32 protein-coding genes are annotated in these 25267 nt (G+C 46.2%); 20 read left to right on the top strand and 12 right to left on the bottom strand.

What is annotated here, in order from left to right:
- Positions 1-24: 24 nt before the first annotated feature.
- Complete coding sequence (locus JGK16_RS13880) at positions 25-477, bottom strand: nitrate reductase associated protein (protein WP_293180399.1); 453 nt, start codon at positions 475-477, stop codon at positions 25-27.
- Between the two features lie 297 nt (positions 478-774).
- Between JGK16_RS13880 and moaA the strand changes: the two genes are divergently transcribed.
- From moaA to JGK16_RS13865, 3 genes are all read left to right on the top strand, one after another.
- Positions 775-1764, top strand: a complete 990-nt coding sequence (gene moaA, locus JGK16_RS13875; RefSeq protein WP_293180402.1) for a GTP 3',8-cyclase MoaA — start codon at positions 775-777, stop codon at positions 1762-1764.
- A gap of 88 nt (positions 1765-1852) precedes the next feature.
- Positions 1853-2203, top strand: coding sequence for a type II toxin-antitoxin system RelE/ParE family toxin (locus JGK16_RS13870; protein WP_293190979.1), 351 nt, complete (start codon positions 1853-1855; stop codon positions 2201-2203).
- Positions 2200-2496, top strand: a complete 297-nt coding sequence (locus JGK16_RS13865) for an XRE family transcriptional regulator (protein WP_242717105.1) — start codon at positions 2200-2202, stop codon at positions 2494-2496. Before JGK16_RS13870 ends, JGK16_RS13865 begins: the two co-directional genes overlap by 4 nt.
- A gap of 32 nt (positions 2497-2528) precedes the next feature.
- Here the strand turns inward: JGK16_RS13865 and JGK16_RS13860 are convergent, their stop codons facing one another.
- Together JGK16_RS13860 and JGK16_RS13855 are read right to left on the bottom strand one after the other, a co-directional pair.
- Positions 2529-3119, bottom strand: coding sequence for a Uma2 family endonuclease (locus tag JGK16_RS13860; protein ID WP_293180410.1), 591 nt, complete (start codon positions 3117-3119; stop codon positions 2529-2531).
- Positions 3120-3192: 73 nt separating this feature from the next.
- Positions 3193-3495, bottom strand: a complete 303-nt coding sequence (locus JGK16_RS13855; protein ID WP_293180413.1) for a helix-turn-helix domain-containing protein — start codon at positions 3493-3495, stop codon at positions 3193-3195.
- A 120-nt stretch (positions 3496-3615) separates the two neighbouring features.
- On the opposite strand from JGK16_RS13855, the gene JGK16_RS13850 reads away from it, so the two are divergent.
- On the top strand, positions 3616-3840 hold the full coding sequence (locus JGK16_RS13850; RefSeq protein ID WP_293180416.1) for a hypothetical protein: 225 nt from the start codon (positions 3616-3618) through the stop codon (positions 3838-3840).
- A complete protein-coding gene (locus JGK16_RS13845; RefSeq protein WP_293180419.1) occupies positions 3833-4300 on the top strand; it encodes a hypothetical protein in 468 nt (155 codons plus the stop codon). Before JGK16_RS13850 ends, JGK16_RS13845 begins: the two co-directional genes overlap by 8 nt.
- Positions 4301-4478: 178 nt before the next feature.
- Here JGK16_RS13845 and JGK16_RS13840 read toward each other — a convergent pair whose 3' ends face one another.
- Entirely contained in the window at positions 4479-5294 is an 816-nt protein-coding gene (locus JGK16_RS13840; protein ID WP_293180422.1) for a class I SAM-dependent methyltransferase, read from the bottom strand.
- Positions 5295-5772: 478 nt separating this feature from the next.
- On the opposite strand from JGK16_RS13840, the gene JGK16_RS13835 reads away from it, so the two are divergent.
- Positions 5773-5934, top strand: a complete 162-nt coding sequence (locus tag JGK16_RS13835) for a hypothetical protein (protein WP_293190977.1) — start codon at positions 5773-5775, stop codon at positions 5932-5934.
- Between the two features lie 110 nt (positions 5935-6044).
- Here the strand turns inward: JGK16_RS13835 and JGK16_RS13830 are convergent, their stop codons facing one another.
- On the bottom strand, positions 6045-7304 hold the full coding sequence (locus JGK16_RS13830) for a class I SAM-dependent methyltransferase (RefSeq protein ID WP_293180425.1): 1260 nt from the start codon (positions 7302-7304) through the stop codon (positions 6045-6047).
- Positions 7305-7611: 307 nt separating this feature from the next.
- Here JGK16_RS13830 and JGK16_RS13825 point away from each other — a divergent pair, with 307 nt between their 5' ends.
- From JGK16_RS13825 to JGK16_RS13810, 4 genes are all read left to right on the top strand, one after another.
- Positions 7612-7791, top strand: coding sequence for a hypothetical protein (locus JGK16_RS13825; RefSeq protein WP_293180428.1), 180 nt, complete (start codon positions 7612-7614; stop codon positions 7789-7791).
- Between the two features lie 143 nt (positions 7792-7934).
- Positions 7935-10721, top strand: a complete 2787-nt coding sequence (locus tag JGK16_RS13820; protein ID WP_293180431.1) for a phycobilisome rod-core linker polypeptide — start codon at positions 7935-7937, stop codon at positions 10719-10721.
- A 342-nt stretch (positions 10722-11063) separates the two neighbouring features.
- Positions 11064-11297 carry a hypothetical protein gene (locus JGK16_RS13815; RefSeq protein ID WP_293180433.1) on the top strand — a complete coding sequence of 78 codons (234 nt, stop codon included), beginning with the start codon at positions 11064-11066 and terminating at the stop codon, positions 11295-11297.
- Entirely contained in the window at positions 11290-11796 is a 507-nt protein-coding gene (locus tag JGK16_RS13810; RefSeq protein ID WP_293180435.1) for a hypothetical protein, read from the top strand. The genes JGK16_RS13815 and JGK16_RS13810 overlap by 8 nt, the downstream gene beginning before the upstream one ends.
- Here JGK16_RS13810 and JGK16_RS13805 read toward each other — a convergent pair.
- A complete protein-coding gene (locus JGK16_RS13805) occupies positions 11793-12431 on the bottom strand; it encodes a Uma2 family endonuclease (RefSeq protein WP_293180438.1) in 639 nt (212 codons plus the stop codon). The two genes, JGK16_RS13810 and JGK16_RS13805, sit on opposite strands and share 4 nt — an antisense overlap.
- Before the next feature lie 49 nt (positions 12432-12480).
- A complete protein-coding gene (locus JGK16_RS13800; RefSeq protein ID WP_293190974.1) occupies positions 12481-13371 on the bottom strand; it encodes a LysR family transcriptional regulator in 891 nt (296 codons plus the stop codon).
- A gap of 18 nt (positions 13372-13389) precedes the next feature.
- Between JGK16_RS13800 and JGK16_RS13795 the strand changes: the two genes are divergently transcribed.
- From JGK16_RS13795 to JGK16_RS13770, 6 genes are all read left to right on the top strand, one after another.
- Complete coding sequence (locus tag JGK16_RS13795) at positions 13390-13557, top strand: hypothetical protein (RefSeq protein WP_293180444.1); 168 nt, start codon at positions 13390-13392, stop codon at positions 13555-13557.
- A gap of 129 nt (positions 13558-13686) precedes the next feature.
- Positions 13687-14367 carry a type 1 glutamine amidotransferase domain-containing protein gene (locus tag JGK16_RS13790; protein WP_293190971.1) on the top strand — a complete coding sequence of 227 codons (681 nt, stop codon included), beginning with the start codon at positions 13687-13689 and terminating at the stop codon, positions 14365-14367.
- An 85-nt stretch (positions 14368-14452) separates the two neighbouring features.
- Positions 14453-14689 carry a hypothetical protein gene (locus JGK16_RS13785; RefSeq protein WP_293180450.1) on the top strand — a complete coding sequence of 79 codons (237 nt, stop codon included), beginning with the start codon at positions 14453-14455 and terminating at the stop codon, positions 14687-14689.
- Positions 14690-14927: 238 nt separating this feature from the next.
- Positions 14928-16298: a P-loop NTPase fold protein gene (locus tag JGK16_RS13780; RefSeq protein ID WP_293180453.1), complete on the top strand. Its 1371-nt coding sequence runs from the start codon at positions 14928-14930 to the stop codon at positions 16296-16298.
- Between the two features lie 266 nt (positions 16299-16564).
- The gene (locus JGK16_RS13775) at positions 16565-17566 is read left to right on the top strand and encodes a shikimate dehydrogenase (RefSeq protein ID WP_293180456.1); all 1002 of its coding nucleotides are present in this window, start codon (positions 16565-16567) and stop codon (positions 17564-17566) included.
- Positions 17567-17677: 111 nt separating this feature from the next.
- Entirely contained in the window at positions 17678-18109 is a 432-nt protein-coding gene (locus tag JGK16_RS13770; protein ID WP_293180459.1) for a hypothetical protein, read from the top strand.
- Between the two features lie 151 nt (positions 18110-18260).
- Here JGK16_RS13770 and JGK16_RS13765 read toward each other — a convergent pair whose 3' ends face one another.
- From JGK16_RS13765 to JGK16_RS13755, 3 genes are all read right to left on the bottom strand, one after another.
- Positions 18261-18548: a YggT family protein gene (locus tag JGK16_RS13765; protein ID WP_293180462.1), complete on the bottom strand. Its 288-nt coding sequence runs from the start codon at positions 18546-18548 to the stop codon at positions 18261-18263.
- 221 nt (positions 18549-18769) lie between these two features.
- A complete protein-coding gene (locus JGK16_RS13760; protein ID WP_293180465.1) occupies positions 18770-19093 on the bottom strand; it encodes a hypothetical protein in 324 nt (107 codons plus the stop codon).
- A gap of 170 nt (positions 19094-19263) precedes the next feature.
- Positions 19264-19632, bottom strand: coding sequence for a YkgJ family cysteine cluster protein (locus JGK16_RS13755; protein ID WP_293180468.1), 369 nt, complete (start codon positions 19630-19632; stop codon positions 19264-19266).
- A 328-nt stretch (positions 19633-19960) separates the two neighbouring features.
- On the opposite strand from JGK16_RS13755, the gene JGK16_RS13750 reads away from it, so the two are divergent.
- Complete coding sequence (locus tag JGK16_RS13750) at positions 19961-20185, top strand: hypothetical protein (RefSeq protein ID WP_325315843.1); 225 nt, start codon at positions 19961-19963, stop codon at positions 20183-20185.
- A gap of 96 nt (positions 20186-20281) precedes the next feature.
- Positions 20282-20935, top strand: coding sequence for a Uma2 family endonuclease (locus JGK16_RS13745; protein WP_293180471.1), 654 nt, complete (start codon positions 20282-20284; stop codon positions 20933-20935).
- A 26-nt stretch (positions 20936-20961) separates the two neighbouring features.
- Here the strand turns inward: JGK16_RS13745 and JGK16_RS13740 are convergent, their stop codons facing one another.
- Positions 20962-21096: a hypothetical protein gene (locus tag JGK16_RS13740; protein ID WP_293203180.1), complete on the bottom strand. Its 135-nt coding sequence runs from the start codon at positions 21094-21096 to the stop codon at positions 20962-20964.
- Between the two features lie 17 nt (positions 21097-21113).
- Here JGK16_RS13740 and JGK16_RS13735 point away from each other — a divergent pair, with 17 nt between their 5' ends.
- Positions 21114-21254, top strand: coding sequence for a photosystem II reaction center protein Ycf12 (locus JGK16_RS13735; protein ID WP_293180474.1), 141 nt, complete (start codon positions 21114-21116; stop codon positions 21252-21254).
- A 451-nt stretch (positions 21255-21705) separates the two neighbouring features.
- Here the strand turns inward: JGK16_RS13735 and recJ are convergent, their stop codons facing one another.
- Positions 21706-23781 (bottom strand): single-stranded-DNA-specific exonuclease RecJ, encoded by a 2076-nt coding sequence (gene recJ / locus JGK16_RS13730; RefSeq protein ID WP_293180477.1) that lies wholly within the window; start codon positions 23779-23781, stop codon positions 21706-21708.
- 351 nt (positions 23782-24132) lie between these two features.
- On the opposite strand from recJ, the gene JGK16_RS13725 reads away from it, so the two are divergent.
- The gene (locus tag JGK16_RS13725) at positions 24133-25038 is read left to right on the top strand and encodes a bestrophin family ion channel (RefSeq protein ID WP_293180480.1); all 906 of its coding nucleotides are present in this window, start codon (positions 24133-24135) and stop codon (positions 25036-25038) included.
- The last annotated feature ends 229 nt before the right edge of the window (positions 25039-25267 follow it).

The following is a 25267-nucleotide window of genomic DNA, read 5'->3' as shown; positions in this document are numbered from 1 at the left end:
GACTTATTCAATAATTCCGGCTTCTCATGCAACGAGGTGAAATTCTCGAACAGCGGGGAGAAAGTTTTTATTCTCGTGGCTCGATCGACTAAGTTTGATTAAAGCAAACCGCTGTAGCGGCTGCAAACCGCTCCACTGGGCATCGGTAACAGTCAATCCGAGCTCTTGCGCTTTTGCTGTGACGGATTCTGGTATGGTTGCAGCATCCATCCACGGGGGATTTTGGTCGATCGCCAAATCGGTTCCGCATTTTCCAGTATGTTGGATTAATATTTGGTTTAGCTGTTCTCGGTAATCTTGAATTTCTGCACTTGTCACACAAGGAAGCTCTACAAGTGTTTGGCGTTCTGCTTGAGTAAAATGATTCCAATCTTGCAACTTGAGTTTGATGCCGCAAGTATCTAACTTGAGGCGTACTTGCATTGGGATGCAGCGCAGGGCTTCTACAAAGTCAGCTTCAAATTTAAAAAATGTCATAGATATATGGATTTGCAAATTAGATTTTTTTTATTAACCGCAGAGGGCGCAGAGAGCGCAGAGTAAGAGATGAGGGAGAAATCGATGTCGTTTTTTTGCTTCTTGGGTGCATCTCATTTTTGCAAATATCTTCGTAGGGGCGAAGCATTCCGGCAGACGATTTATTAGCTATCGCCAGAGATTGACTACCGGAATGCTTCGCCCTTCCCAAATTGAGATGCACCCTTTTGCTTTCTATCAATAATTGCAGAAAATCGAGTCCGCATTTATAATTAAATAATATTACAAATCATTGACATGAATCCCGTAGACTACCTTCGGATTAGTTTGATAGACCGCTGCAATTTCCGCTGTCTCTATTGTATGCCGGAAGGTAGCGAGTTGGACTATGTGTTGCAGCAGCAGTTGCTAACTCACTCGGAATTGCTAACTTTGCTGCGGGAAGTTTTCATACCTGTGGGATTTACTAAGTTTCGGTTGACTGGTGGGGAACCGCTGCTGCGCCCTGGGGTGGTGGAGTTGGTTGGGTCGATCGCATCTTTGCCCGAAACACGAGATTTGTCAATGACAACTAACGGCTTTTTGTTGGCGGGAATGGCGGAAAATCTCTACAGTGCTGGTTTGCGCCGGATTAATATTAGTTTGGATTCCCTGGAACCGGAGACTTTTGATCGGATAATTGGTAGTCGGGGACGATCGCGCTGGATGCAAGTTTGGCAGGGAATTCAAGCGGCTTATGAAGCTGGATTCGATCCGCTGAAACTGAATGTGGTGGTGATTCCCGGTGTGAATGATGGCGAAATATTGGAGTTGGCAGAATTAACTATTAACCGGAATTGGCACGTTCGATTTATTGAGTTTATGCCGATCGGCAATGGCGATTTATTTGGCGATAAAGGTTGGGTAGCATCGGCAGAATTGCGGCAACAAATTAGCGATAAATATGGTTTAGCCGAGTCGGGAGTGCGGGGAAATGGGCCGGCGGATGTGTTTCAAATTCCGGGGGCGAAGGGGACTTTAGGATTTATCAGTCAGATGTCGGAGTGTTTTTGCGATCGGTGCAATCGGATGCGTTTGTCGGCTGACGGGTGGCTGCGGCCTTGTCTGCTGAACGAAACGGGGCAAATTGACTTAAAAACTGCTCTGCGGAATGGGGTGTCTACGGTTGAATTGCGCGATCGAGTGCAGCAGATATTGGAGATTAAACCGGAGATTAATTTCAAGCAGCGGGATTCGGGAACTACTCAAGGAAATTACAGCCGCACAATGTCTCAAATCGGCGGCTGAACTAACCGACATAGAGCGCTGAAGAAATAAAATACTTAAGGCAATACTTGAGTATAATTGTCACAGTATTCGATTCTCAACAAACTCGATGACCATCAAGCCGATTCGGTGGGTTGGCCCTGCCCGCGAAGAAATCCAATCTCTTCCTGAAGAGGCCCGAAAAGAAGCCGGTTTTTCACTTTGGACTCTCCAGCAGGGCATACAACCACCAGACTTTAAACCGATGTCGATCGTAGGTAAAGGCGTTGAAGAAATTCGGATTCGGACAGAAAATGCCTATCGGGTTTTCTATATTGCTAGATTTGAAGAAGCTATTTATGTACTCCACGCCTTCCAAAAGAAAACTCAGAAAACAGCCCAGAAAAATATCGAAGTTGGGCAGAAACGCTACCAAGAGTTGTTACAAAATCGTTTAAACTCAAGAGAACCGGAACAATGAGCGAAAATACTATTACCCAAGCAGTCGATAATATCTTTCTAGACCTCGGATTCTCATCTGAAGAAGCTGATAACTTACTAATCCGATCGCAACTAATTCTCGCCCTGACTCATCAGATTAAAGAGCGCGGTTGGACTCTCGATCAAACGGCTCAACATCTCCAACAGTCCAACGATCGAATCAAAGCTCTAACTCAAGGTAAAATAGGGCAGTTTTCCGTTGACAGTCTGATTGCAATGCTCAATAAAGTAGGTATGACTGTCAAAGTCGAAATTTGCCCCAAGGTAGCTTAGGTGAAAATTATGCAATTTGGCGCATTCTACAACTAAAACTCTCCTCCCAAAACTTGTCCAGCCGTCAAGTTCAACTGCGGAAAAGTCGGCGATATCAGCGCTTGTTCCCCTTGAAAAAACCCAACTTCGACATACTCACCTGATTCTAGTCGTAGTACCGCTACTATCTGCTCTTGAGGGTCAACAATCCAATATTCAGGGATACCCCGCGCTGCATATTGAGCTCGTTTACTAATGTAATCGCGATCGCGCCCAACTCTACCTGGACTAACAACCTCGACAACCAACTGAGGAGGCGGCATATCAAGGGTGATAGTTAGCCTAGATGCTGTCAGCAAGATGTGTTCGGGGCGCAAAACCACTAAGTCGGGGTAGCGGTTAGCTGCGTCGCCCTCCCGCAGGATCGGAACTTGGATTTCGCACAGGTGAAGTTTGATACACCGCCAAGGGATGCCAGTATTAACAAGCACTAAAAACAGATAGCTGACAATGGCGTTGTTGGGTTCGGATTCTGGCGGCAATGTTACTAAGTCTCCGTTAATTAGTTCATAGCGGTTGTCGGTGTCGTCCTCGTAGGCGAGGTATTCTTCAAAGGTAAGTTTTGACTGGTGGACTTGTATCATCTTTTGCCTTCCAGGATTGCTAAAGTTTTTAAGGCCATGCTTAAGTATAATTGTGACATTATTCGATTCTAACTCAAGGTAAAATTGAGCTATTTTCCGTATCTTCATTTCCTGTCAAATTAATCGGGCCAAAATCATCAGGAACCTCATCAAAAGATTGAATCTGCAATAGGCGCATCATCAGTTTCCACTGACGGGGTGTTGGTTTTGCTTCCGTTTCACCCGAAATCCAACGCTGGTAAGTACGCAGCGGAATCCCGCAATGCACGGCAAATTCAGCCTGAGATAGCTTTGTTCGCTCAATTCTCAAAGCCTCGATCGGCGATGCGCTCTCTTGTGGTCTTGTATCTTTTTTCGTCAAATATTGGCGCGTCATATTGACGTATTCTCCGAAATAACTCTATCATATCGGGTACGCCTTGGCGCAGTGCTCGAATCACTACACCAAAGCGATTCCCCCAATGTTGTCAACTCAACACTCGGAGTAATATCAATAATGCCAAAAAAACCAACTTGGTTGCGTTATGACCCAGATGAGGATATTTCCCGTCACGCAGCCGCCGATGATGAATGCTGCTACGAAATGGAGGCTAAATATGGATGGACACTCAAGAGGATAGAAAAACTTCAGGGTGACACCTTGAGGGCCGATTGCGTGTTCGAGGGTAAGACAGAATTTCCTCAGCCGTTTCACGAACAGGAAGATGACGACGATGCGTAAATACATTGTTTTTAGAGCCGAAGGGCGGCAACCGGGATGGGAAGATAGAATGCTATCTCACACTCATTCTCTGACTCGCATTCTTGCTGAATACTTTGATTCGTCCGATCGCCCGATCCCGCAACCAGGATACAGGCCAACTGAGTTTGTCAGGGTTGAAGCCGAACACGAACCAAATTTCCACGGTTGGAGTACCCATTACAAAACCGGAGATTGGGAAGTTGCGAGAGTGGAAACCTACACCTCTGATACTGAAGGTAGTTCGAGCGAATTCGGCACTGAAGGTAGTTCGAGCGAATTCGGCATGGTAGTTATCTGCTATTGTCGCTACAATCCGATCGGCTCACAGCTCAAACCAATGCCCGATCGCGAGGTGTCGATAGATAGTTTCGGTGGAGACAGGGTAGCCTACGAAACTTGGTTAGAATCTCAAAAAGATCGGCAACCTGCTGAAGTATAGTTAGGTAAATAGAAGAGCGATCGCTCACTCTTTGATTGACCAATTTCAGTCAAGGAATCTCGCCCTTCCACCAACCAATCTAACTGAAGGGCGATGATTGATTTTCAATTTGGGATTGGCGATTCGGTATGTCGGGCGATCGCTACGCACCTGATGGTGCTAACTAACAGTAGATACATTATTTCTGCGCTACAGCATACAAAACATTTACATCTAGTGCAGAAACTTCATTTGTCCGCAGAAATTGCAGATTTACTTGTCGCACGCGTTCCCTGGTAGCTGGATCGAGTTGGTCGATCGTACCCCGGAATCCTGCACCTAAAACTATTGTCCACCAATCCTCTGGAGAAGTCAGTTGGTGAGTGCCAACTTCTTCAAAAACTTTTACGTTTGTTGCACCACCTGATTCTAGTAGTGCTTGCAGCGAAGCAGAATTATTAATCCGATCCCACGGCGTAAATTTCCGATATAAATCTGGTCGTTCAGCCTCAATTGTACTCCAAAACATTTGATTGGCAGGTTCAAATACCTTTTCCCCCCAAGAGGTAATTGCGAGTTTCCCGCCTGGGCGAAGCATACGCCAAAGTTCTTGAACTGCTGCTAGCATATCTGGAACAAAGAAAATCCCGAAAACACAAACAATTGCATCAAAACTGGCGCTGGGGAAACCTAGATTTTCAAAATCGCCATATCGAAACTCAATATTTTCAAGCCCTTGTTGTTGTGACTTGTGACGTGCCAGTGCTAGAAGTGATTCGGCCAAATCTATTCCCAACACTTGTCCGTTAGCGCCTGCACATATGCCTGCTGGAATCGCAGAAGCGCCACTTCCGCAACAAACATCCAAAATGCGATCGCCCGGACGCAGCGAGAGTCGATCGATTGTTTGCTGTCCAAAGCGATTCCAGAAAGATAAAGCTGGAGCGTCAAAGCGATCGGATGCTGCATTAAAAACATTTTCTATTTTGGCGATCGTCTCTTGTTTGTTAAGCATTGATTAAACTGCTCCTTATTTTCAAGACTTGATTCTGTTTTCAGGATTTAATATATGTTGTCACATTCTGATAAGCTGTCGCGCATTTAAATTGCATATTCGGGACGCTGCTCAGAGCAACGTCCCACAATACTTTGATTATTTCTTGACATACATTTTAAATACAGAACAGCTTAGTAAACCAATTCTAGCATAACTTATTTTAGGAATGAGAATTAAATAACTTACAATTTTAATTATTGTGGGATGGGCGTCCCGCCCATCCCACTTTTAAGAGTGTAAGTTATTTAATTTTCGTTTCTTAGTAGCTGTAGGGTGCGTCGCCGTCGAAAATTTCTAAGAAAATAGCGACCATCTCTGAGTGACATACCTCACATAATCGTTAAAAACGATAACATTTTTTGGACGACAATATATTTGAGAAATTGTACTATTTTATCTTGGATATTACCTGAAGTTAATAACTGAAATTAGTGAGGTGCGTCAGTTCGGAAATTGTCGATTTTTAGCGGAAATTATCCAAGCTGACGCACCCTACGACTTAACGGTGTGTCAGTTCGGAAATTGTCAATTTTTAGCGGAAATTATCCAAGCTGACGCACCCTACGACTTAACTGGATTCTTTAATGGAGTAAGATGAAATGAACCGCGAAGACACGAAGGACACGAAGGAAGAGAAAGAAGAAGATGCAGTTCTTGCTTCGCGCTCTTCGCGTCTTCGCGGTTCGTTCAAATAATTAAAAAGCGCTATTAATTCGGTGTTAGCAAAATAAGCTGTTTTGATAAGATCGATCGCACTTCATCCAATCCCACCTCAACATCCGCCAAAATCTCCCCTATGCTTTTGCCAGACGGGCTTCCCTCTTTCTCCCCCCCTTGGTAAGGGCTTCCCTCTTTCTCCCCCCCTTGGCAAGGGGGGGCTGGGGGGGGTAAACAACCTTGCAAAAACTCAAATTCAGCACTTGACAAATTGAGCAATTGGTAGTTGCAATCAAACACTTGTTGACTCGGCCAACCGTGCATACAAACGCTCAACTCTGGAATTGCCGCCAAAAGTGCTTTATCATCCGACCAATCAATTTTATTAACAGGCTTTTTGCCCAAGAAAAACTCGTAATGAGTGATTTCCGTATCCAACAATTCAATTAATCGATAAAGCTCCCGTTCCGTCAAACCCTGAGCTCTTTCTATCAATTCCGGTGCTTTGCCCAAAAGTCTTTCTAACTGCCAATATCCCGGATTTGAGAAACCGATAAATTCTAATCCAGAAGCGTCAATTAACTCGAACAAAGTCTCGATGTTGTAGTCAATTTCCTGCGGGTGAACGTACATATCGGCAAAACATTCGTCTCGCAGATTTTCTCCCGCCCAACGCTGTTTTTCGTACTTGACAAGGCGGTTGGTTTCTGGTAGCGAAGCAAAGATTTCACGGCCGACTTTCACACCATCGGGATAGTCGCCTTTTTGAGTTCCTTGGAGAAGTGCGATCGCCCTTTGCATCAATTGAATTTCCCAGCGGCCCAATTCAGCATACACAAAAATGTGCATCAAGCCACCAGGAGCTAACTTCGCCGCCAGTGCTTGAATGCCACGAATCGGATCGGGCAAATGATGCAACACGCCCACGCAATTGATCAAATCGAACTCGCCTTCGAGTCGATCGGCATCGTACAGGCTGAGGTGCCGAAAATCTGCTTCTCGCGCGCCCGATCGCCTACAACGTTCTTGTGCTACCTTCAAAGCACCGGAACTAAGGTCGATCGCTGTTACCGACGCTTCAGGATTCAAGTGAATCAGATAATCCGTACTCGAACCCGTGCCGCAGCCAGCATCCAAAATCCGAACATCCAGTTTTGGCGGCTTTTGGCCAGTGCAAAAATTGTAAGCATCCGGCCAACTCCAGCGCCAGTTGTATCCCGGTGGTGGTTCGTCCGACAAAGGATCGGGCGGGAAAGGAAAAGTATCGTAAAGCCGACGCACGGCAGCACTGATATCAGGCGAAGTTTCCATAGATTAGGGAAGAGTTTTAAGTGTTGAGTTGGGCTTCGGGATGGGATTGGACTGACGGCTGACAACTGCCTACTGACAACTGAGGGCGGGCACTCTTGGCACCGCCCCTACCAACTGCCTACTGACAGCTTCCGCGTAATAAAACTTATCATTTTTTCTCATATAAGCTCTCTTAAATCTATACAATAAATCTCGGCAGGCTTTTTAACAAACGAGGACTGTCCATCACCCAATGCTGAGCTTTCGGGTAAGGCAGCGGCGTCTTTCGGCAGAAAGTAAAAAGCCCAGAAAAAGGCAGAAGAAAATTTTGGATTTTCTTTTTCCTGAATTCACGGCTCTTGCTGCGATCGTCGCAGGAGTCAGCTATCCTGCCTTTGTATTTTTTCCAGGAATGTACGGGCGAAGCAAGCGCGGAGGGAGTGCCCCGTCGGTGTCTTCGGGTCGGACATTTCCCGGCAGGACGAAAGATGAAACCAAAACATTTTAATCTAAGAAAGTAAGCGCCCTAACCTCGTGATAGGTCAAGGCAAAAAGTAAACAAAGCAAAAATACCTAATTTTACCTGCATGAGAAGGCAAGGTTAGTCTGGGTAAATGCTGCAACGATTTAGATAGGGAGCGAAGGAGTCTAATGACTGTAAAAGCAAGTGGTGGAAGCTCAGTTGCCCGTCCGCAACTATATCAAACTGTACCAGTCGCAACGATTTCGCAAGCTGAACAGCAAGACCGCTTCCTACAGCGGGGCGAACTGAGCGAACTGGCAAGTTATTTCAGTTCCGGTGCTCTTCGGATCGCGATTTCTGAGACGCTGACCAGAAACTCGGAACTCATAGTATCCCGCGCAGCCAACCGGATTTTTGTCGGCGGTTCCCCGCTGGCATTTTTGGAAAGACCAGCAGAACCAGTGATGGCTATGGCTGGCGCAACTCGCGGCGGCTCGGTAAATGTCTCTGAAGGCATGAAACTGGGAACTGTTACTTACGTTGAAGGTCGCGCAGGTGGCGGCGGCGGTAACGGCAAAGGCTCAGGTGGCGGCGGATTCTTGGGCTTGGGAAATCTGTTTTCCACTAACGGCGGCGGTGGCGGCCCAATTCCAGCAGGATTCCAGCCGATTAATGTCTCGCGCTACGGCCCGAGCAACATGACCAAATCTCTGCGGGATTTGAGCTGGTTTTTGCGTTACATTACCTACGCGATCGTTGCTGGCGACCCGAACATTATTTCGGTGAATGTGCGCGGATTGCGGGAAATTATCGAAAATGCTTGCTCGTCGGCGGCGACAATTGTGGCAATGCAGGAAATGAAGGCTGCATCCTTGAACTATTTCAAGAATGATGAGGCCGCACGCACGATCGTCGCACAGTATTTTGACGTAGCAATTACCGAATTTAAAGCTCCTACACCTTCACCGAAGGTGCGTCAGCGCGAAACCAATGACCAGCAAGGGCTGCAACTTCCTCAAATCTACTTCAACGCAGCGGAAAATCGGGCGAAATTCGTCATGAAGACGGGTCTGTCGTCGGCTGAAAAGATTGAAGTAATCAAAGCAGCTTACCGCCAAGTTTTTGAGCGCGACATTACCCGCGCCTACAGCCAAAGCATTTCTGACCTGGAATCTAAGGTCAAAAACGGCGAAATCTCCATGAAAGAGTTTATTCGCCGCCTTGGCAAATCTCCTCTGTACCGCCAGCAATTCTACGAGCCGTTTGTCAACAGTCGCGCTGTAGAACTGGCGGCCCGCCACTTCCTCGGCCGTGGTTTGAGCTCGCGGGAAGAATTTAGCAAGTATTTTGCGATCGTCACCAAAGGCGGCCTGGCAGCCCTCGTAGACGCGATGGTTTATTCTCAGGAATATTCCGACTACTTCGGCGAAGAAACAGTCCCTTACCTGCGCGGTTTGGGCCAGGAAGCTCAGGAATGTCGCAACTGGGGCCCGCAAATTGATTTGTTCAATTTCAGCGCTCCTTTCCGCAAGGTTCCTCAGTTCATCACCTTGTTCGCAGGCTACACTCAGCCTCTACCAGATCAGCACGTTTACGGTATTGGTAACGATCCGCTGGAAATTCAGTTCGGTGCGATTTTCCCGAAAGAAACTCGTAACCCTAAGAACCGTCCAGCTCCCTTTGGCAAAGACACTCGCCGGATCTTGATCCGTCAAGGTGCGGGGATTGACAATCAATTGAGTAACCCAGCGGCTCGCGGTGCGGCTCCTGGTTCTCTGGGCCCCAAGGTCTTTAAACTAGACCAGTTACCCAGCAACTATGTGGCTTCCAAGAAAACCGCTCGCGGTGCCTCCAGCAGCTACAGCAATGCTTCCAGTGTCAAATATACCGAAAGTTCGACTCAAGCGGTGATTCGGGCTGCTTACCTGCAAGTGTTTGGTCGCGATGTGTTCGACGGCCAGCGCCAAAAGGTGGCGGAAATTAAGCTGGAAAACGGCGACATCCCGATGCGCGAGTTTATTCGGATGTTGGCGAAATCCGATGTGTTCCGCAATATGTACTGGAGCAAGCTTTATGTTTGTAAGGCGATCGAGTACATCCACCGCCGACTCCTGGGACGCCCTACTTACGGCCGTCAGGAAATGAACGCTTACTTTGACATTTGTGCCAAGAAGGGTTTCTACGCGCTGGTCGATAGCATCATGGACAGCATGGAGTACAACGAAGCTTTCGGGGAAGATACAGTCCCCTACGAGCGCTATGTGACTCCGGCTGGTTTGTCGATGCGGACGATGCGATCGGGTTCCTTTGGTGAGAAAAAGGCCAACGTTGAGCCGACTCCTGAAACACCTCGGTTTATCGAATTGGGTACTGCGATCGATGGCGGAGATCTTCAGTTGCAAACTCGGATTGCTCAAGGTGTGAGCAAGCGCCGTGAACAAACTAAGGTGTTCAAGCTAACAACTACTTCGGATAAGGTAGCTTTGAAAACTTTAATTCAAGCTGTTTACCGTCAAATTTTTGAGCGTGACATCAACTCGTATGTTGTGAAGAATGAATTCACGGCGTTGGAAAGCAAACTTGGCAACAATGAAATCAATCTCAAGGAGTTCATTGAGTGTTTAGGTTGTTCGCCGCTGTACGTGAAACAGTTCTATGCACCTTATCCAAATACTAAGGTGATTGAGTTGGGTACGAAGCACTTCTTGGGCCGTGCTCCTCTGAATCAAGCGGAGATTCGGACTTATAACCAAATCTTGGCAAGTAAAGGGATTAAGGGCTTTATCAATGCGATGTTGCTGACTGTTGAATATGCTGAGGCTTTTGGTGAGGATACTGTTCCTTATCGTCGCTTCCCAACTCTACCGGCTGCTAATTTCCCGAATACTGAAAGGCTGTACAACCAGTTGACTAAGCAGAATTCTGATGTTGTGGTTCCGAGTTTTGAGCCTGCGACTGTTACTGACAGAAGTTAGATTAATTTGAGTTTTTGGATGTTAAATTACTGGTAATTTAACGTCTCAAATAGTTGAAGGGCTGGTATAGTTACCGGCCCTTTTTTGGATAATTTGGATTTTTTTAACCGCAGAGGGCGCAGAGAGCGCAGAGTGAGGAAAGAGAGAGTGTGGTAGTGGAAGTTGTTTCCTTTATCGCGTGTTCCTCAACGTGAAAGTGTCAATTACAATGGATAGAATAAATTGGTATAAAAATTGGGTTCTATAATATAAATTATGTGAATGCGCCCCGGTGAGTGAGGACACACTCAACCGAGACGACTTCTCCAAAGTTCGACTATCCGAACTAGGAGTAACTTAAGTATGACAAAACCCAGATACGACGAGGAGAAAGATGAAACCCGCCATGCGGCAGCGAATGAAGAATGCTGCGAGGATATGGCAGATAATTACGGGTGGACGCTGAAGCAGGCAGAGCTAGTCGCAACTGATGTTTTACCTGTGGATTGCGTTTTCGATGGCTACTGCGAGTTTCCACCCTCTCGCATGGATTTAACGCAAGGCGACTATTTCAAGGAGGACAAAGAAGATGCGTAAACTGATTCTGTTCAAAGCGGATAAAGGTGAAATTGAAAAGTATCGTCAGAAAACTGAGACACAAATCGGAAAGTCATTTTACCGCATTGCAAATGTGGATTCAGTACCTTCTTTAACTAACACCATTGCCGAACACTACGACTCTAGTGGCAAACCTGCTCCTGCGATCGGACACCGACTGACGGAAACAGTGCCAGAAAACCGGGACTCCTTTCGAGATAGTGGCTGGGAAGTTGTGCGGGTGGAAGAATACACCCCTGAAATCCCGCCTCCCTATGGTGCAGGATTTGATACAATTTGCATTTGCTACTGCGCCTATAAGCCTTTAGCACCTGAAAATGTCTGGATGAAAAAGGCTCATCGCTTTGCTCCATCCCTAGATTCCTTTGGTGGTGATGAAAAGGCTTATCAGGAGTGGCTAGCTACTCAGTCGGAGGACGTGCAGGCTGAATCGAAATCGGCAATGGAGTGGCTCAAGACTCAAGAAAAACAGCATTAAAACCAAGCTCGCAGGTCGCGTATTGCCGCAATTTCATCTTCTTTTGCCTGTTCTAGAAAAGCAATTAGCCTTTCTTTCGGCACTTGAGGAAAGGTAGGACTCGATTCAACCTCCATATACTCGCCCTCGTGCAATTGATAAATTCGCCACACTTTGCCATTGAACCGCCAAAACTCCGGTACACCAATAGCAGCGTAGAATTTGTTTTTCTCAATATCAGTATGAGTAATATCTACTTCTACCACTAAATCAGGCGGAGGATCTTTGGTAAAATCAACATTTCGGCCTTTGACGAGGGGTTGATTTTGAATATAGTAGGCATTATCTGGTTCGGCTCCCTTTTTCAGAAAAGGATAGTTCATAGTTGTTGAACCCATCGTTTTCATCCGCATCCCCATGAGTTCAATCAGCGTCCGAATAAAACACTCGATTAATCGACTTGAAAATTCGTGTTCTTCTAAGGGCATGGTGATTTCTAGAATCCCGTTGTCATAGATCAAATGACAGCCTCGTGACTGGGGTAAGGCATTGAGAATTTGTAGATAACCGTCCCAAGATAACCCCCAAATTACGACGCGCTGTTCGCCAATAGGTTTTTGCAGTTCTGCTGTAGCTTCTGGTGCAGATGTTACCACAAGTGACCTCCAAGTGGAATTGATATTGATGGTTTACTCTAAGGCTAACTTAGTTTACATTGATTTGGCAAATTTCTAACATCCGTTTGACTTTTGGCAACTGTCTTTCCGATTTCCGAAAAGCCAGCCAAATCCGATTGGTAACAGCCTGTGTAGGTTTTAGGACAAGTGTCAAGCGATTTTCTGTCACCGAATCTACACACAAGTAATCGGGAAGCACGCTAAACCCAAATCCGCATTCTACAGCTTGTCTAATTGCTCTTAAATCGGGGATAATTAGTTTGGGTTGAACGTCGATTCTTCTGCCAAACACGACGCGCCAAAAGCGGCGGGCGATCGGCAATTCTTCACTATAAGCAATCCAATCTTGGGTTAACAGCCATTGAGAAAGTGGGTTTAAATCTGCTTGACTGATTCCTTCCGCGATCGGAATCGCGATATTTGGCGGCCCGACTAGCCAGAAATTTTCCTCGAATAGTAGTTCATATTCAATGTCAGACAAGGTGATTTTTTGGGTGGCAATTACAATGTCTAGCTTTCCGGCTTTGAGTTGTTGGATCAACTCCGATGTTAATCCAAATTGGATTGTGTAAAAAGTGTGATCGTCTTGGGGTAATTGACTGAGGATGCGATCGGTAAAAAATTCTTGAGGGGTACCAATTCTGATGGTTTGTGGTGTTTCGGCGCTGGAGTTTTTGTGGGGAATTGATTCGAGTTTCTCGATCGCACTTGCAACTTGACTATACAGTCTTTTTCCCGCATCCGTCGGCACCATCCGTCTCGGAGTTCTTTGAAACAACGGATTTCCCAAAGCTGACTCTAGGGCTGCGACGTGTTGGCTGACAGCCGGTTGTGTTAGGTGCAAAACTTGGGCTGCCCCGGATACGGTTCCGACGCGGTAAACCTCGATAAAGCTGCGATACCACTCAAAGCTAATCATAAATAAGGCAGTTCGGCAATGGATTTTAGGAACGGGCAAGATGCCCATTCCACAAGAAATGCACTTTTTGTGGAACAGGCCGGAAAGCCTGTTGCTAAGCCCCCACAAGAAATGCACTCTTTGTGGAACAGGCCGGAAAGCCTGTTGCTGACAATGGTGAAATATCTCAGATTTAACGGATGTTAGGAAGTTCGGCATTGGGATTTGGTATAACTAGATTTATAGTTACACGAAACTTTCATAATTTGTATTTTAGATGAATTCGACCTAGGATAAAAACAACGAGCACAAAGACACCCACAACAGGAATCGAATATGACTAGCCAAAAAGTTCTGATTGTTTTAACCAGCCACGATACTCTTGGTGACACTGGTAAAGAAACTGGTTTCTATCTCCCAGAAGTAACCCATCCCTTGGACGCATTTACTAAAGCCGGATTAATGGTAGATTTTGTCAGTCCAAAAGGCGGCAAAGCTCCAATGGTTGGGATTGATTTGGAAGACCCGCTAAATAAGGCTTTTTTAGACGATTCCGAGCAGGTTTTGCGAGTCGAAAATACTCTGAATCCTGCACAAATTAAACCCGCAGAATATGCTGCTATTTTCTATGCTGGCGGACATGGAACCATGTGGGATTTTGCTGATAACCAGGAACTTGCTGAGATTGCGGCTGCGATTTATGAAGCAGGCGGAATTGTCGGTGCTGTCTGTCACGGGCCTGCGGCGTTAGTCAATATTAAGCTGTCTGACGGTACATACCTGGTTGCTAACAAGACTGTGGCTGCTTTTACTAATGAAGAGGAAGCGGCTGTGGGATTGACTGATATCGTGCCGTTTTTGCTGGAGGCGAAGTTAATTGAGCGTGGGGCTAATTTTACTAAGGTTCCTAATTTTCAAGTTTGTGTTGTGGCGAGCGATCGACTCGTCACAGGGCAAAATCCCGCTTCCGCCGCAGGTGTAGGCGAACGAATGGTAGAATTAATTAATGCAAAATAGCACTTTGAAATCTGGTGAATCGGTACAGCCAACAGTTTCGGCAAATTAATCTTGCTCGGTGATAAATCTGTTACGGGATTCGCTGATGCAATTAGATTTGAGGTTGGAGATCCCCGCCAATCTTAACTGGATAATCCATCGGGGCGAGTGCAAGTGCTCGCCCTTTCTGCATTCGGTTAACCCTACTCAAATACCCAATTTTACTGGAGAACATTACCGCCCACAGTTCGTCTTTGATTTTAGCAGACAAATTCGCGATCGCCTGTGTCAGATGCTGTTCGGCAAATTCTCCGCAATCAATCTGTTAGTTGTGATGACTTGAGTCCTCTGATTTTGGAGAGAACTCAAGTCCTCACGCTCGAAGCAATCAAGTTATTACTGACTTTTGTTCATTCCGTGACTGCAAAAAATAAGTGGGATTTGTGATTGCGGATTCCGATCTACATTTAGATATTGAAAGACCAATAAAACATCAAAACAACTAGCAATTTGTGCGGAGCGGTCAAATTGCTCAATGAAGAAGCTCTTAGGGCATAATATTATAAAACAGAGAACAGGGTATGGAACTAAATTTACAGAAATTTTATACGGCCTGCAATCCCAGCTACACCCTGGCAGTAGCAAATCAAGAAGACCGACAATACTATATCGATTTTTCGTCAGTGCGGGGCGGCACAATCGTAGAACAATTGGAGCGCACCATCAGCCGTCTCTCGCCCGATGTACCTACCTGTCAATTATTTACCGGTCACATCGGCTCGGGGAAATCCACAGAATTGCTGCGGCTGCAAGCTCAATTGCAGGAGCAAGGTTTTCATGTGGTTTATTTTGAGTCGAGTAAAGATTTAGACATGGCTGATGTCGATATCACTGACATTTTGTTGAGCGTGGCGCGTCAGGTGAGCGAAAGCATTGAGAAAATGAAAATCAAGCTGCAACCGACGGGTTTTAAAGCTTTGCTCAAGGGCGTTGCTGATGTTTTTCAAACTCAAATAGATCTGAAAGCGGGAGCTTCTGTCCCCGGTTTGGGTGAGGTAAATGCTAGCACGGATGGAGAGTTTTCTTTGTCTTTGGGTATTGGCAAAATTACTGCTAAGGCGAAGGATGCTCCGAATTTGCGATCGGAGTTGAGGCAATATTTGGAGCCGCGGACTAATGTAATTTTAGATGCGCTCAATAAGGAGTTGCTGGAACCGGCTAATCAAGAACTCAAGCGCCAAGGTAAACAGGGACTTGTGGTAATTATCGACAATCTCGATCGCATACACCTGTGCGCGAAACCAACGGGGCGGATGCAGCCGGAATATCTGTTTGTCGATCGCGGGGAGCAGTTGGCAAGACTGAACTGTCATGTCGTGTATACAATTCCTTTGGTGCTGATTTTCTCTAACGACTTGGGTCAGCTTAGCAATCGCTTCGGGGTAGATCCAAAGGTTTTGCCGATGGTGCCGGTGCAATTGAATGACGCTTCTGAGTGTGCAGAGGGTGTCGAATTGCTGCGACAGATGGTTCTGGCGCGCGCTTTTCCAACAGTGGAGGCGTCGCAGCGCTATGCTTTGGTTGGCAAAATTTTCGATTCTGCCGAAACTCTCGATCGCCTCTGTCGAGTTAGCGGGGGTCATGTTCGCAATTTGTTACAACTACTCTATAGCTGTCTGCAAAAACAAGACCCTCCTGTGTCGCGGGAAACTTTGGAAAATGTGATTGTCCAACGCCGTCACCAGCTTACTTTGGCGATCGAACCTGATGAGTGGCAATTACTCCGCCAAGTATCTGCTACCAAAACAGTGAATGGTGAAACTAAATACCAAATTTTGCTCCGCAGTCTTTGGGTATTTGAGTACCGTTACGGCGAGGATTACTGGTTTGATGTCAATCCGATTTTGGCTGACGCGAAGGAGTTTCGGGATACCGAAAATGCGGCCAAATAGCTTTGATTTGTAAAAGATTAAAGATGTATAGCCTTCTCAGAAAGATGAGGTACTCATGGGCATAGGGCATAGGGCATAGGGCATAGGGCATAGGACATACCTCACCCCGCTTGAGAACCGCTATAAATTACTTTCAAATTATCTGCGTCGATCTGCCTTAAATCTGCGGCTTCTGCATAAATCTTTGATTGATACAATAAGTTTCTTACTTCTTCCTGATGACAACTGACAACTGACAACTGACAACTGACAACTGACTTCAAACTATGATTAAAGGCACTACTAAACTGCTCGGAGTAATTGGTCATCCGATCGCACATTCTCTGTCCCCGGTGATGCACAATGCTGCCATTTCTCACTTGGGTGTCGATTTTGTTTACCTGCCGTTTCCGGTAAAACCAGAGGATTTAAAGGCTGCGCTGGCAGGATTTGCCGCGATCGACCTTCGGGGATTTAGCATCACGATTCCTCACAAACAGGCAATCTTACCGCTGCTGGCGGAGGTTTCTCCCATTGCTAGGGCGATCGGCGCAGTCAACACCGTCTACCGCACTGACAAAGGTTGGTGCGGCACAAATACCGACGTAGAAGGCTTTCTCGCGCCGTTGCAAACAGAGGGTTTTCCCACTTTCCGATCAGATTCCGATCCCCCCCAGCCCCCCTTAAGAAGGGGGGAGAATTCACTCAAAGTCCCCCTTCTTAAGGGGGATTTAGGGGGATCTCCGGGTTTAAAAACCCCCCTAGGGCGGGCTTCCGATTGGAGTCAGAAAGTAGCGGTAATTTTGGGGAATGGCGGGGCGGCGAGGGCTGTTGTGGCTGGATGCGCTCAATTGGGATTTGCAGAGATTCACGTTGTCGGCCGCAACGCCCCCAATTTAGCGGAATTTCAACAGAGTTGGGTGAATTCTCCGATGCCGATGCAGAATTTGCAGGTGCATACTTGGGATAATTTGTCAATGTTGATTTCGCAGGCCGATTTGCTGGTGAATACAACTCCTGTGGGAATGCACCCGCACGGGGAAAAGTCGCCGGTTGCTGCTGCTGCGCTCGATCGAATTTCCGCAGGTGCGATCGTTTACGATCTGATTTACACCCCGAATCCTACTCAGTTGCTCAAAGATGCACAGCTTCGCGGTGCAATACCGATTGACGGACTAGAAATGCTAGTTCAACAAGGAGCAGCAGCCTTGAAAATTTGGCTGGACACAGAATATGTCCCTGTGGATGTAATGCGCCAAGCCTTGCGCCAGCATTTAGGTTTAGACTAATGCCGTCTCCTCCTGGAGCCGGACACGGCAGTGCCGTTTCCCGGAGGAGGTTAAGAATTTGACCTTGAATTCGCGCTAAGCTGAGTAAAATATATTTACGCTGCAATTGTTATGAAATTTCGAGCTATCAGTCTTCTTTTTGCCACTTGGGCGATCGCAATTTTGAGTTTGGTATTCACTCCACCAGCTTGGGCTACCACACAGATTAAACTTTCCGATCTTTCCTATCACGAATGTCCCGCAGAAATGGCAGAAGGAACAGTCACCAGCGGCAGTTCTATGGAAGCTAATTGCTTTTTGATTACTGGGAAAGCTGAAAATACTAGCGGCAAACCTGTTTTTGATGCTGATATTTTCGGTCGTATTTATGATGCAGATGAAAATCCAGTGATGCAAAACCGGACTCGCTTAGGTTCTATCGAAGAAGTTCCTCCCGGAATTAGCGATTTTCAGCTCAGAATTTCGGTTGCAGCCAATCAACGAACACCTTTGCAGCTCAAGCAGTTTAAAGCTACAGGTTTTACTGGCGTGGTTCGCCGTTAGTGAAACTATAGCCTTTCGAGCGAAATATGAGGTGCTCATGGGCATAGGGCATAGGGCATAGGGCATAGGGCATACCTCACTTTTTCGAGAACGGCTATAAATGTAAATTCCCCCTATAAGGGGGAAGTTTTAAACCCTATTTTTCTGATAACTAAAAAGCGGTTTGCAAGCTGCCCAAAAGACCGATCAGAAATTGCGAGCCAAACTGAAGTACAAAAAACGCAATCATTGGAGAAAAGTCAATACCTCCCAAGGGGGGAATAATTGAGCGGAAGAGATTGAGGTAAGGATCTGTTAACTGACTCAAAATCGAAAACGGGGGGTCGTACCAATTGATGTTGGGGAACCAGCTTAACAGTACCCTAATAATCATCAGGACTAGATAGATTTGCAGAAATGTCGCTAGCGTGTTTGCCAAAAGGCCTATTGAATAACTCATAAATTTTGGTTGTCGTTTGAGTAAAGTTTACAGACACTTTAACTTTGAGTTTAGCATAGCTGCGGAAGAGGGAAGGCACTGAGGGTAGAGGCTGAGCAATTTTGTGGTTCCTTTTTACTTTTGCCTTGGTTTTTAATGGGAAAGTTGAACAGAGAAATGTGCGACAGTTGGTCGATCGCCCGCATTCTACTCCCCGACTGCTCTAAAATCTTCAATCTTATTCAGGAGTCAGGGGCGATCGAACCCTCGCTGTTGTGGGCTGGCGCGTTCCCGTTGACATCGCCGAGTTGCAGCCGCACGTCATCAATTGCCTGATTTAGCTGGGCAATTTTATCTTCCAAACTCAGCCTTGCTACTTCCATCCCTTCGGCTTCGAGTTGGCTGGCTTTCCTCTGGCGCATCTTTCTGATCTTGGCATCGGAAGGATCGCTCAGCAAAGCTTCAGCAGCGCGCCTCGACAGCACCGCACCCAAAACTGCCCCTACCAAGCCCCCAACTGCGGCTCCCGCAATAAATCCGCCTGTAAAACCCTCTCGATTGCTCATGGCTCAACTCAACTGCGCGATATTTCCTTGATTTGTCTATTTTTACACTCTCTGGAGCGATCGACCTGGAGAGGATTTTAGATTTTAGGTTTGAGATTTTAGGTTTGAGATTGAAATACGATCTCGAAAAATGCTTCGGAAGCACAAAGCCCACAGGGACATCAAGTCGGTTAATTGTCGGGTAAGGCGATCGTTCCAACTTCAGAGTTGAAGCGAATCATCTCCAAAGATCGATCGCCATACATATCTTCAATGTGCTCCAAACAGCAGTCGATCGCAAAATCGTTCAACTCAGCAGGCTCAATCCCGTACATATCCTGAAACACTTCCTCGTCTACCCGACAAAAGCGCGGGCGATCGGCATAAATTCCGCATTCCCTCGTTTCTTTGTCAAAGTTTATACACCAACCGTCATCTCCCACTAAGCTCAAGTAGAGCGCCAATTGCTCGGTAGATAAATACTCGTCCAGGTCAGGGCGCTCTGTTGGTTCTAGGTAACAACAAGCACCGCACTGCTTTACGCAACGCCAAGTAGCCATAATTTGATTTTAGATTTTAGATTTTAGATTTTAGATTTGGAGCATTATCTGGAAAATGCCCAACTTTAAGAGAGATTAAAGCCTTTCAAGTATACCAAGTGCCAGCGCCGCAGAAGGAGTTCGCGAAAAGACGGTTCGATTTTTGATTGCGAACACTCTCCGGTAAAGGCATCCAGCCCTGGTTCCTGTACGGATGACTGTTTTATGCTTGGGGCTGGCTCTTTTTTGGCTGTGAGCTTTATCAAAATCTACAAGTACATCACTTGTCAAGTATGATGTACCTGATGGTAAATTGAAGCCTCGGTAGACAGTCGCGGATAATGTTGATATGTATAGACAACCGCGCGATATGGCTACCAAGCGACCAAGAACTACCATCAGCTTTGACTTTGACGAGTACAAGGAGTTAAAAATTTGGGCTGATTCTGAATTTCGTTCCATTCCTCAACTGGTTCTTGTCTTGGTCAAGAAAGCCTTGATAGAGAGGAATAAACGATCGTCAGATCCAGCCAGCGCACCTCCGAGTGAACCTGATAGCTCCGGACTCACATAAACCAAACCCCCGCCAACTACCAAAGCTAAGCGGGGCAAGGAAAGTAAGGAAGCTGGCTAATATCTAGTATAAATCTAGCAAAGGAGGAACAACACCATGATCCAAGCCCAAACAATCCCCAAAACAGTCACTTTTGATGAGTTCGCAGCCTGGTATCCAGAGAACTCAGTTCACCGCTACGAACTACACAATGGAGTAATTGTCGAAATGCCTCTAGGAACTGGCCGCCATTCCGGTGTTACAGGTTTTATCAGCTTAAAAGTAGGAGTTGAAATTGACCGACGCGAATTACCTTACTGCATCCCTGGTGACTGCCTGCTTAAACCCACTCGCGATGAGGCTGGTTATCAGCCCGATGTAATTGTCCTAGATCAAGCATCTCTGGCAAAGGAACCGCGCTGGGAAAGGGAGTCCATCATCACGATGGGGTCTTCGATCCGACTGGCTGTAGAGGTCGTCAGCACGAACTGGCGAGATGATTACCATTTCAAATTTGCTGATTACGAAGAAATTGGCATCCCTGAATACTGGATTGTGGACTATTTGGGTTTAGGTGGCCGCAAGTTCATTGGGAATCCCAAACAACCCACCCTTTCAGTTTGCCAGTTAGTAGATGGGGAGTATCAGGTAAAGCAGTTTCGGGGCGATGACACTGTTGAATCGCTGGCTTTCCCAGAATTGAGGTTGACTGCCGAGTTGATTTTTCGGGCAGGTTTGCCTCCAAGCAGCCCCATGGATGAACCGGACTAATTACGATCGCCCAAACTCAGGGTTTTTTAGCCGAATTTGCGATCGCCCGCAGGTCGATCGTTCTTTACATTTTGTTGAATTTTGTAAACTTCCTTAAAAAAGAGGGCCGATCGCCCGGTAAAATCAGAAGCGGATTTTCTCATCAATCTAGACTTACTCACTACAGTCAGGAGGACACATGGACTTTATAACGGATCTTTTTAACGGCGGAGGCCCTGTAAACTTGCAACTTATTGTTCAGGTAGCTTTACTGGCAGCAGTCGTGCTTTCTGGCCCGATCGTGATTTTTCTGTTGGCAGCTAAAGGCGGCGACCTGTAATTATACCACGGCTGGCGATCGATAGTTGAGAGTTTTGCATAATTTAAAATTCAAAATTCCCAAAGCTCGATATAGTTAGGACGGGCTAGAAGCCCATCCCACAAAAATCTTTTTTCTTGTGGGATGGGCTTCTAGCCCGTCCCAAAATTTGATTAAAAGGACTTTTGCAATCTTGTCTATTGACTTGCAGCGCAGTAAATCTGCGACGTTGAATTTTGGTCTCAAATTGTCGATTCGATCCTAACCTTCGTGTTGGGGGCTTGTACCTGTTTTTGTGCGGGCGAATTTTCCCTAAATTTCACCCCGATGAATTAGGTTTACCAGAAAGAATTGGTTGAAAGCCGGAACACGAGTGAGGGAGAAATTAAAATAAGACTATTCATTGCTTCAATCCTCGGACTGACCGGAAGAGGTAGCTGTCAACTGTCAACTGTCAACTGTCAACTGAAGATCAAATACCGAGGGCGTGTTTAGCCGTTTGAATCAAATTCTCGAAAAAAGGTAGAGATACATCGACTTCCCTAGCATCCTGGCGGGAGTTACCCAACAAACCCATGCTTTGTCCAGGTTCAACAACCAAAACTTGCCCTTGAGAATTGCGAATTCTCAATTCCTCTTGAGAACCGGCGGGAGACAGACTACAAGAATAAGTGCGATCGCAATAATCAAACTCAACTTTTCCAAACACCGACGGCCTCGAACTAGCAGCACTGGCCACTAAGCGGACACCCAACAATTCCAACTCAACCGAAGTCTTGCCATTAAAACTATTTTCCCGCAAGCGGTACGCAATATCAACCCGCCGAGGCAACGGAAAATATTCACCCCAACGCCACGCAATCCCCTTCAAACTAGCCGAACCTTTTTCATCTTGAGTTGCAGTTAGTTTAACATGACCTCCCTTACCAACAATTTTTTGTTCAGTAATACAAACATTAGGCGTCCAAAATACAGGAGCCTTATTTTCAATCCCGCAAGGTTCTAGAGCATCAATTTGTCGGTAAAGGTCAAGATTAATCTCAGCCAAATCCGCTCGCACATCTACTGAAACCAACGGCTTGAGGTGTTCCGGCTGCAAACATTGATTCGCAAAAATTGACAGTTGCTTGCGGAATTGTTCAAGATTCTTGGCAGGCATCGAAAAACCCCCAGCCGCCTTATGTCCGCCAAATTTAGTTAATAAATCCGCGCAAAAATTCAGCCCGTCAAATACATTAAATTCAGGAATTCCCCTCGCCGAACCCCGGATGATATTACCCGTTTCGCCACCCTCATCCTCAAAAGTACCGATAAAAACGGGTACGCCGTAACGTTCGAGCAACCGAGATGCTACAATCCCAATCACCCCGTGGTGCCAACCGGGCTGCACGACAACTAAAACTCGTTCCTGCTGTAAATTGAGCGCACTTTTCTCGCACCAAGCAATCGCTTCCTGCTCAATTTCCTGACACAACTCCTGACGGCGCTGATTTATTTGTTCGCACTGCATCGCGTTTTTGAGTGCCAATTCGCGATCGTCCGTTGTGAGCAACTCTATCACAATTTGAGGGTCAGCCAGCCGCCCCACAGCATTAATCCGCGGGCCCAGCCGAAAACCAATATCTTCAGGCTTTAAGGTATTGTTAGCTTGAGTTTTTGAATTAAAAAGAGGTAAATTTTCCGCACTTGCAGGCTGCACTCCCGCCACCTGAATCAAAGCTTGAACTCCGGCTAATTGCGAGTGAGGCAAAAGTCGCAAACCCCGCTTTACCCAGCGGCGGTTAACTCCTGTCAGAGGCGCCAAATCTGCAATAGTTCCCAAGGTAAATAATTCCAGCAGCGGATTCACCAACCCGCCAACTTTCTTCAAATCTTGAGCCAAAGTAATCGCCAAAACATAGGCAACGCCTACTCCAGCCAAACCGCGATAGGGCGAAGATTCCGCAATTAATTTTGGGTTGAGAATAGCATCAGCCGGGGGCAGTTTTGGCGGCAAATCGTGGTGGTCTGTAATAATAACTTTTACACCGAGTTCTCGCGCTCTGGCAACTGGGCCATAGGCTGCAATCCCGTTGTCTACCGTCAGAATCAGAGCCACACCTTCGGCATGAAATTCTTCTACAATGCGATCGTTAATCCCGTAACCTTCGTGCATCCGGCTGGGAATCGCATAATCAACATTCGCGCCCAAAGCCCTCAGAGCTCGCAGCAACAAAGCCGTGCTCGTCATCCCGTCAGCATCGTAGTCGCCGCAAATCGCAATTTTCTGACCTGTTGAAATCGCCTCCCGCAACAATTTGACACTCGCAGCCAAATCGGGAAATTCATCCAGTGGCGCCGGCAAAACCAGAGATTCCGGTTCGATAAACCCTTGCACTTCTTCGAGAGAATCGATACCGCGATTAATAAGTACCTGTGCTAGCAAGCATGACAAACCGATTTCATTGGCAAACTGTTCGGCTTGCTGTGGTTGAGGCGAATAAATTTGCCACCGTTGGTTCGGCAATCGGGGAGAATGCGGGGGTACAGATGTCGGTAGCTCTGGCACGGAAGCTGAGGTCTAAAGATACATAACCAATCTTACCTAATTAAGTGTCTAATGAAATCAATATTAGATTGGCGATCGATCGCAAAGATGAGTTTTTTCGGTAAAATCCGAAGGTTGTGCGGATAAAAGCAGCGTGGTGAACAGTTGACAGTTGACAGTTGACAGTTGACAGCGAAGTGATAATAACGGAGATTTAAACTCGGTTCTTATCACAATCTGCCGACCTGAGTAAGGGCTTCAAACCCTTGCTATTCGGTGAAAGTGCGATCGCATCTGAAAACAATGTCTAGCAGGCATTTGTCACGCCCATACAGTCCCCAGTGCTGGATTTTATTTTAACAGGAGATTGTGATGATTACAGAAAAGCGGCCCTGGTTTAAAGTTGCCTTCCAGTTTCAAGGGTCGATCATTTTTTTCATTTGGCCCCGCGTCATGCTGTGCGCTGGTTTTGGGTTGTTGATTTCGGTGATGTACTTTTTTAAACTCCCAGTATCGTTGCCCATCTTATCAAGCATTGTTCCCAGTATAGTCCTCGGCTTATTATTAGTGTTTCGGACAAATACAGCTTACGATCGATTTTGGGAAGGCCGGAGGTGCTGGGGAACCTTAATTATTGCAGTCAGAAATTTGGCACGTCAAATCTGGGTATCTATTAGCGATCGAGAACCGGATGATTTAGCGAAAAAAAAGTCTACTTTGCGATTATTAGTGGCTTTTGCCATAGCAATGAAATTGCACTTGCGCCAAGAACCAATTAGCTCAGAAATAGAGCCTTACGTACTACCCCAACAGTATGAGAATCTCAAAAAAATGAACAATCCTCCCCTCGAAATTGCTTTTTGGATTGGGGATTATTTGACGATACAGTACGAGGCAAATAACCTCGATGTCTATCGGCTAACTGCGATGAATCAGTTAGTAAATAACATGATTGAGGCCTTGAGCGGTTGCGAGCGAATTTTGAGAACTCCGATGCCTCTTGCTTACGCGATTCATCTCAAACAGCTACTCTTGCTTTACTGCTTGGCACTGCCTTTTCAAATGGTGAAGGAGTTAACTTGGGGGACAGGCCCTGTGGTAGCTTTAATTAGTTTTGCTTTGTTCGGTATCGAAGAAATCGGCATTGAAATTGAAAATCCTTTTGGACACGATGCCAATGATTTGCCTTTGGATAATATTTGTGCTACTATGCAGCGCAATATCAACGATTTAATTACTTTATCTCCTAGCGTTCATGCTCGGGCAAAAGAGCATTAAAGTCATTAGTGATTAGTCATTGGTTATTGGTTATTGGTTATTAGTTATTGGTTATTGGTCATTGGTTGTCGATCGTTAGTCATTGGTGATTGGTTACGCTTTTGTGCATTTAAATTGTATTTTTACGGCGGGCAGGATTCCCGCCCCACAAAAGTTTAACTTTATTCGGACGTGCAATTTAAATGCCTCGGAGCTTATTTGTCTTATGTTTCTTGTTCGTTCTAATAAC

The sequence above is a fragment of the Microcoleus sp. PH2017_09_SFU_O_A genome (assembly GCF_020738625.1).
Taxonomy (GTDB): domain Bacteria; phylum Cyanobacteriota; class Cyanobacteriia; order Cyanobacteriales; family Microcoleaceae; genus Microcoleus.
This window is presented reverse-complemented; position numbering and strand designations above follow the sequence as displayed.

Coding starts and splice junctions, on each gene's coding strand:
- JGK16_RS13880 (WP_293180399.1), bottom strand. CDS start 477: ATGACATTTTTTAAATTTGAAGCTGACTTTGTAGAAGCCCTGCGCTGC.
- moaA (WP_293180402.1), top strand. CDS start 775: ATGAATCCCGTAGACTACCTTCGGATTAGTTTGATAGACCGCTGCAAT.
- JGK16_RS13870 (WP_293190979.1), top strand. CDS start 1,853: ATGACCATCAAGCCGATTCGGTGGGTTGGCCCTGCCCGCGAAGAAATC.
- JGK16_RS13865 (WP_242717105.1), top strand. CDS start 2,200: ATGAGCGAAAATACTATTACCCAAGCAGTCGATAATATCTTTCTAGAC.
- JGK16_RS13860 (WP_293180410.1), bottom strand. CDS start 3,119: ATGATACAAGTCCACCAGTCAAAACTTACCTTTGAAGAATACCTCGCC.
- JGK16_RS13855 (WP_293180413.1), bottom strand. CDS start 3,495: ATGACGCGCCAATATTTGACGAAAAAAGATACAAGACCACAAGAGAGC.
- JGK16_RS13850 (WP_293180416.1), top strand. CDS start 3,616: ATGCCAAAAAAACCAACTTGGTTGCGTTATGACCCAGATGAGGATATT.
- JGK16_RS13845 (WP_293180419.1), top strand. CDS start 3,833: ATGCGTAAATACATTGTTTTTAGAGCCGAAGGGCGGCAACCGGGATGG.
- JGK16_RS13840 (WP_293180422.1), bottom strand. CDS start 5,294: ATGCTTAACAAACAAGAGACGATCGCCAAAATAGAAAATGTTTTTAAT.
- JGK16_RS13830 (WP_293180425.1), bottom strand. CDS start 7,304: ATGGAAACTTCGCCTGATATCAGTGCTGCCGTGCGTCGGCTTTACGAT.
- JGK16_RS13820 (WP_293180431.1), top strand. CDS start 7,935: ATGACTGTAAAAGCAAGTGGTGGAAGCTCAGTTGCCCGTCCGCAACTA.
- JGK16_RS13815 (WP_293180433.1), top strand. CDS start 11,064: ATGACAAAACCCAGATACGACGAGGAGAAAGATGAAACCCGCCATGCG.
- JGK16_RS13810 (WP_293180435.1), top strand. CDS start 11,290: ATGCGTAAACTGATTCTGTTCAAAGCGGATAAAGGTGAAATTGAAAAG.
- JGK16_RS13800 (WP_293190974.1), bottom strand. CDS start 13,371: ATGATTAGCTTTGAGTGGTATCGCAGCTTTATCGAGGTTTACCGCGTC.
- JGK16_RS13795 (WP_293180444.1), top strand. CDS start 13,390: ATGGATTTTAGGAACGGGCAAGATGCCCATTCCACAAGAAATGCACTT.
- JGK16_RS13790 (WP_293190971.1), top strand. CDS start 13,687: ATGACTAGCCAAAAAGTTCTGATTGTTTTAACCAGCCACGATACTCTT.
- JGK16_RS13785 (WP_293180450.1), top strand. CDS start 14,453: ATGCAATTAGATTTGAGGTTGGAGATCCCCGCCAATCTTAACTGGATA.
- JGK16_RS13780 (WP_293180453.1), top strand. CDS start 14,928: ATGGAACTAAATTTACAGAAATTTTATACGGCCTGCAATCCCAGCTAC.
- JGK16_RS13775 (WP_293180456.1), top strand. CDS start 16,565: ATGATTAAAGGCACTACTAAACTGCTCGGAGTAATTGGTCATCCGATC.
- JGK16_RS13770 (WP_293180459.1), top strand. CDS start 17,678: ATGAAATTTCGAGCTATCAGTCTTCTTTTTGCCACTTGGGCGATCGCA.
- JGK16_RS13765 (WP_293180462.1), bottom strand. CDS start 18,548: ATGAGTTATTCAATAGGCCTTTTGGCAAACACGCTAGCGACATTTCTG.
- JGK16_RS13760 (WP_293180465.1), bottom strand. CDS start 19,093: ATGAGCAATCGAGAGGGTTTTACAGGCGGATTTATTGCGGGAGCCGCA.
- JGK16_RS13755 (WP_293180468.1), bottom strand. CDS start 19,632: ATGGCTACTTGGCGTTGCGTAAAGCAGTGCGGTGCTTGTTGTTACCTA.
- JGK16_RS13750 (WP_325315843.1), top strand. CDS start 19,961: ATGTATAGACAACCGCGCGATATGGCTACCAAGCGACCAAGAACTACC.
- JGK16_RS13745 (WP_293180471.1), top strand. CDS start 20,282: ATGATCCAAGCCCAAACAATCCCCAAAACAGTCACTTTTGATGAGTTC.
- JGK16_RS13735 (WP_293180474.1), top strand. CDS start 21,114: ATGGACTTTATAACGGATCTTTTTAACGGCGGAGGCCCTGTAAACTTG.
- JGK16_RS13725 (WP_293180480.1), top strand. CDS start 24,133: ATGATTACAGAAAAGCGGCCCTGGTTTAAAGTTGCCTTCCAGTTTCAA.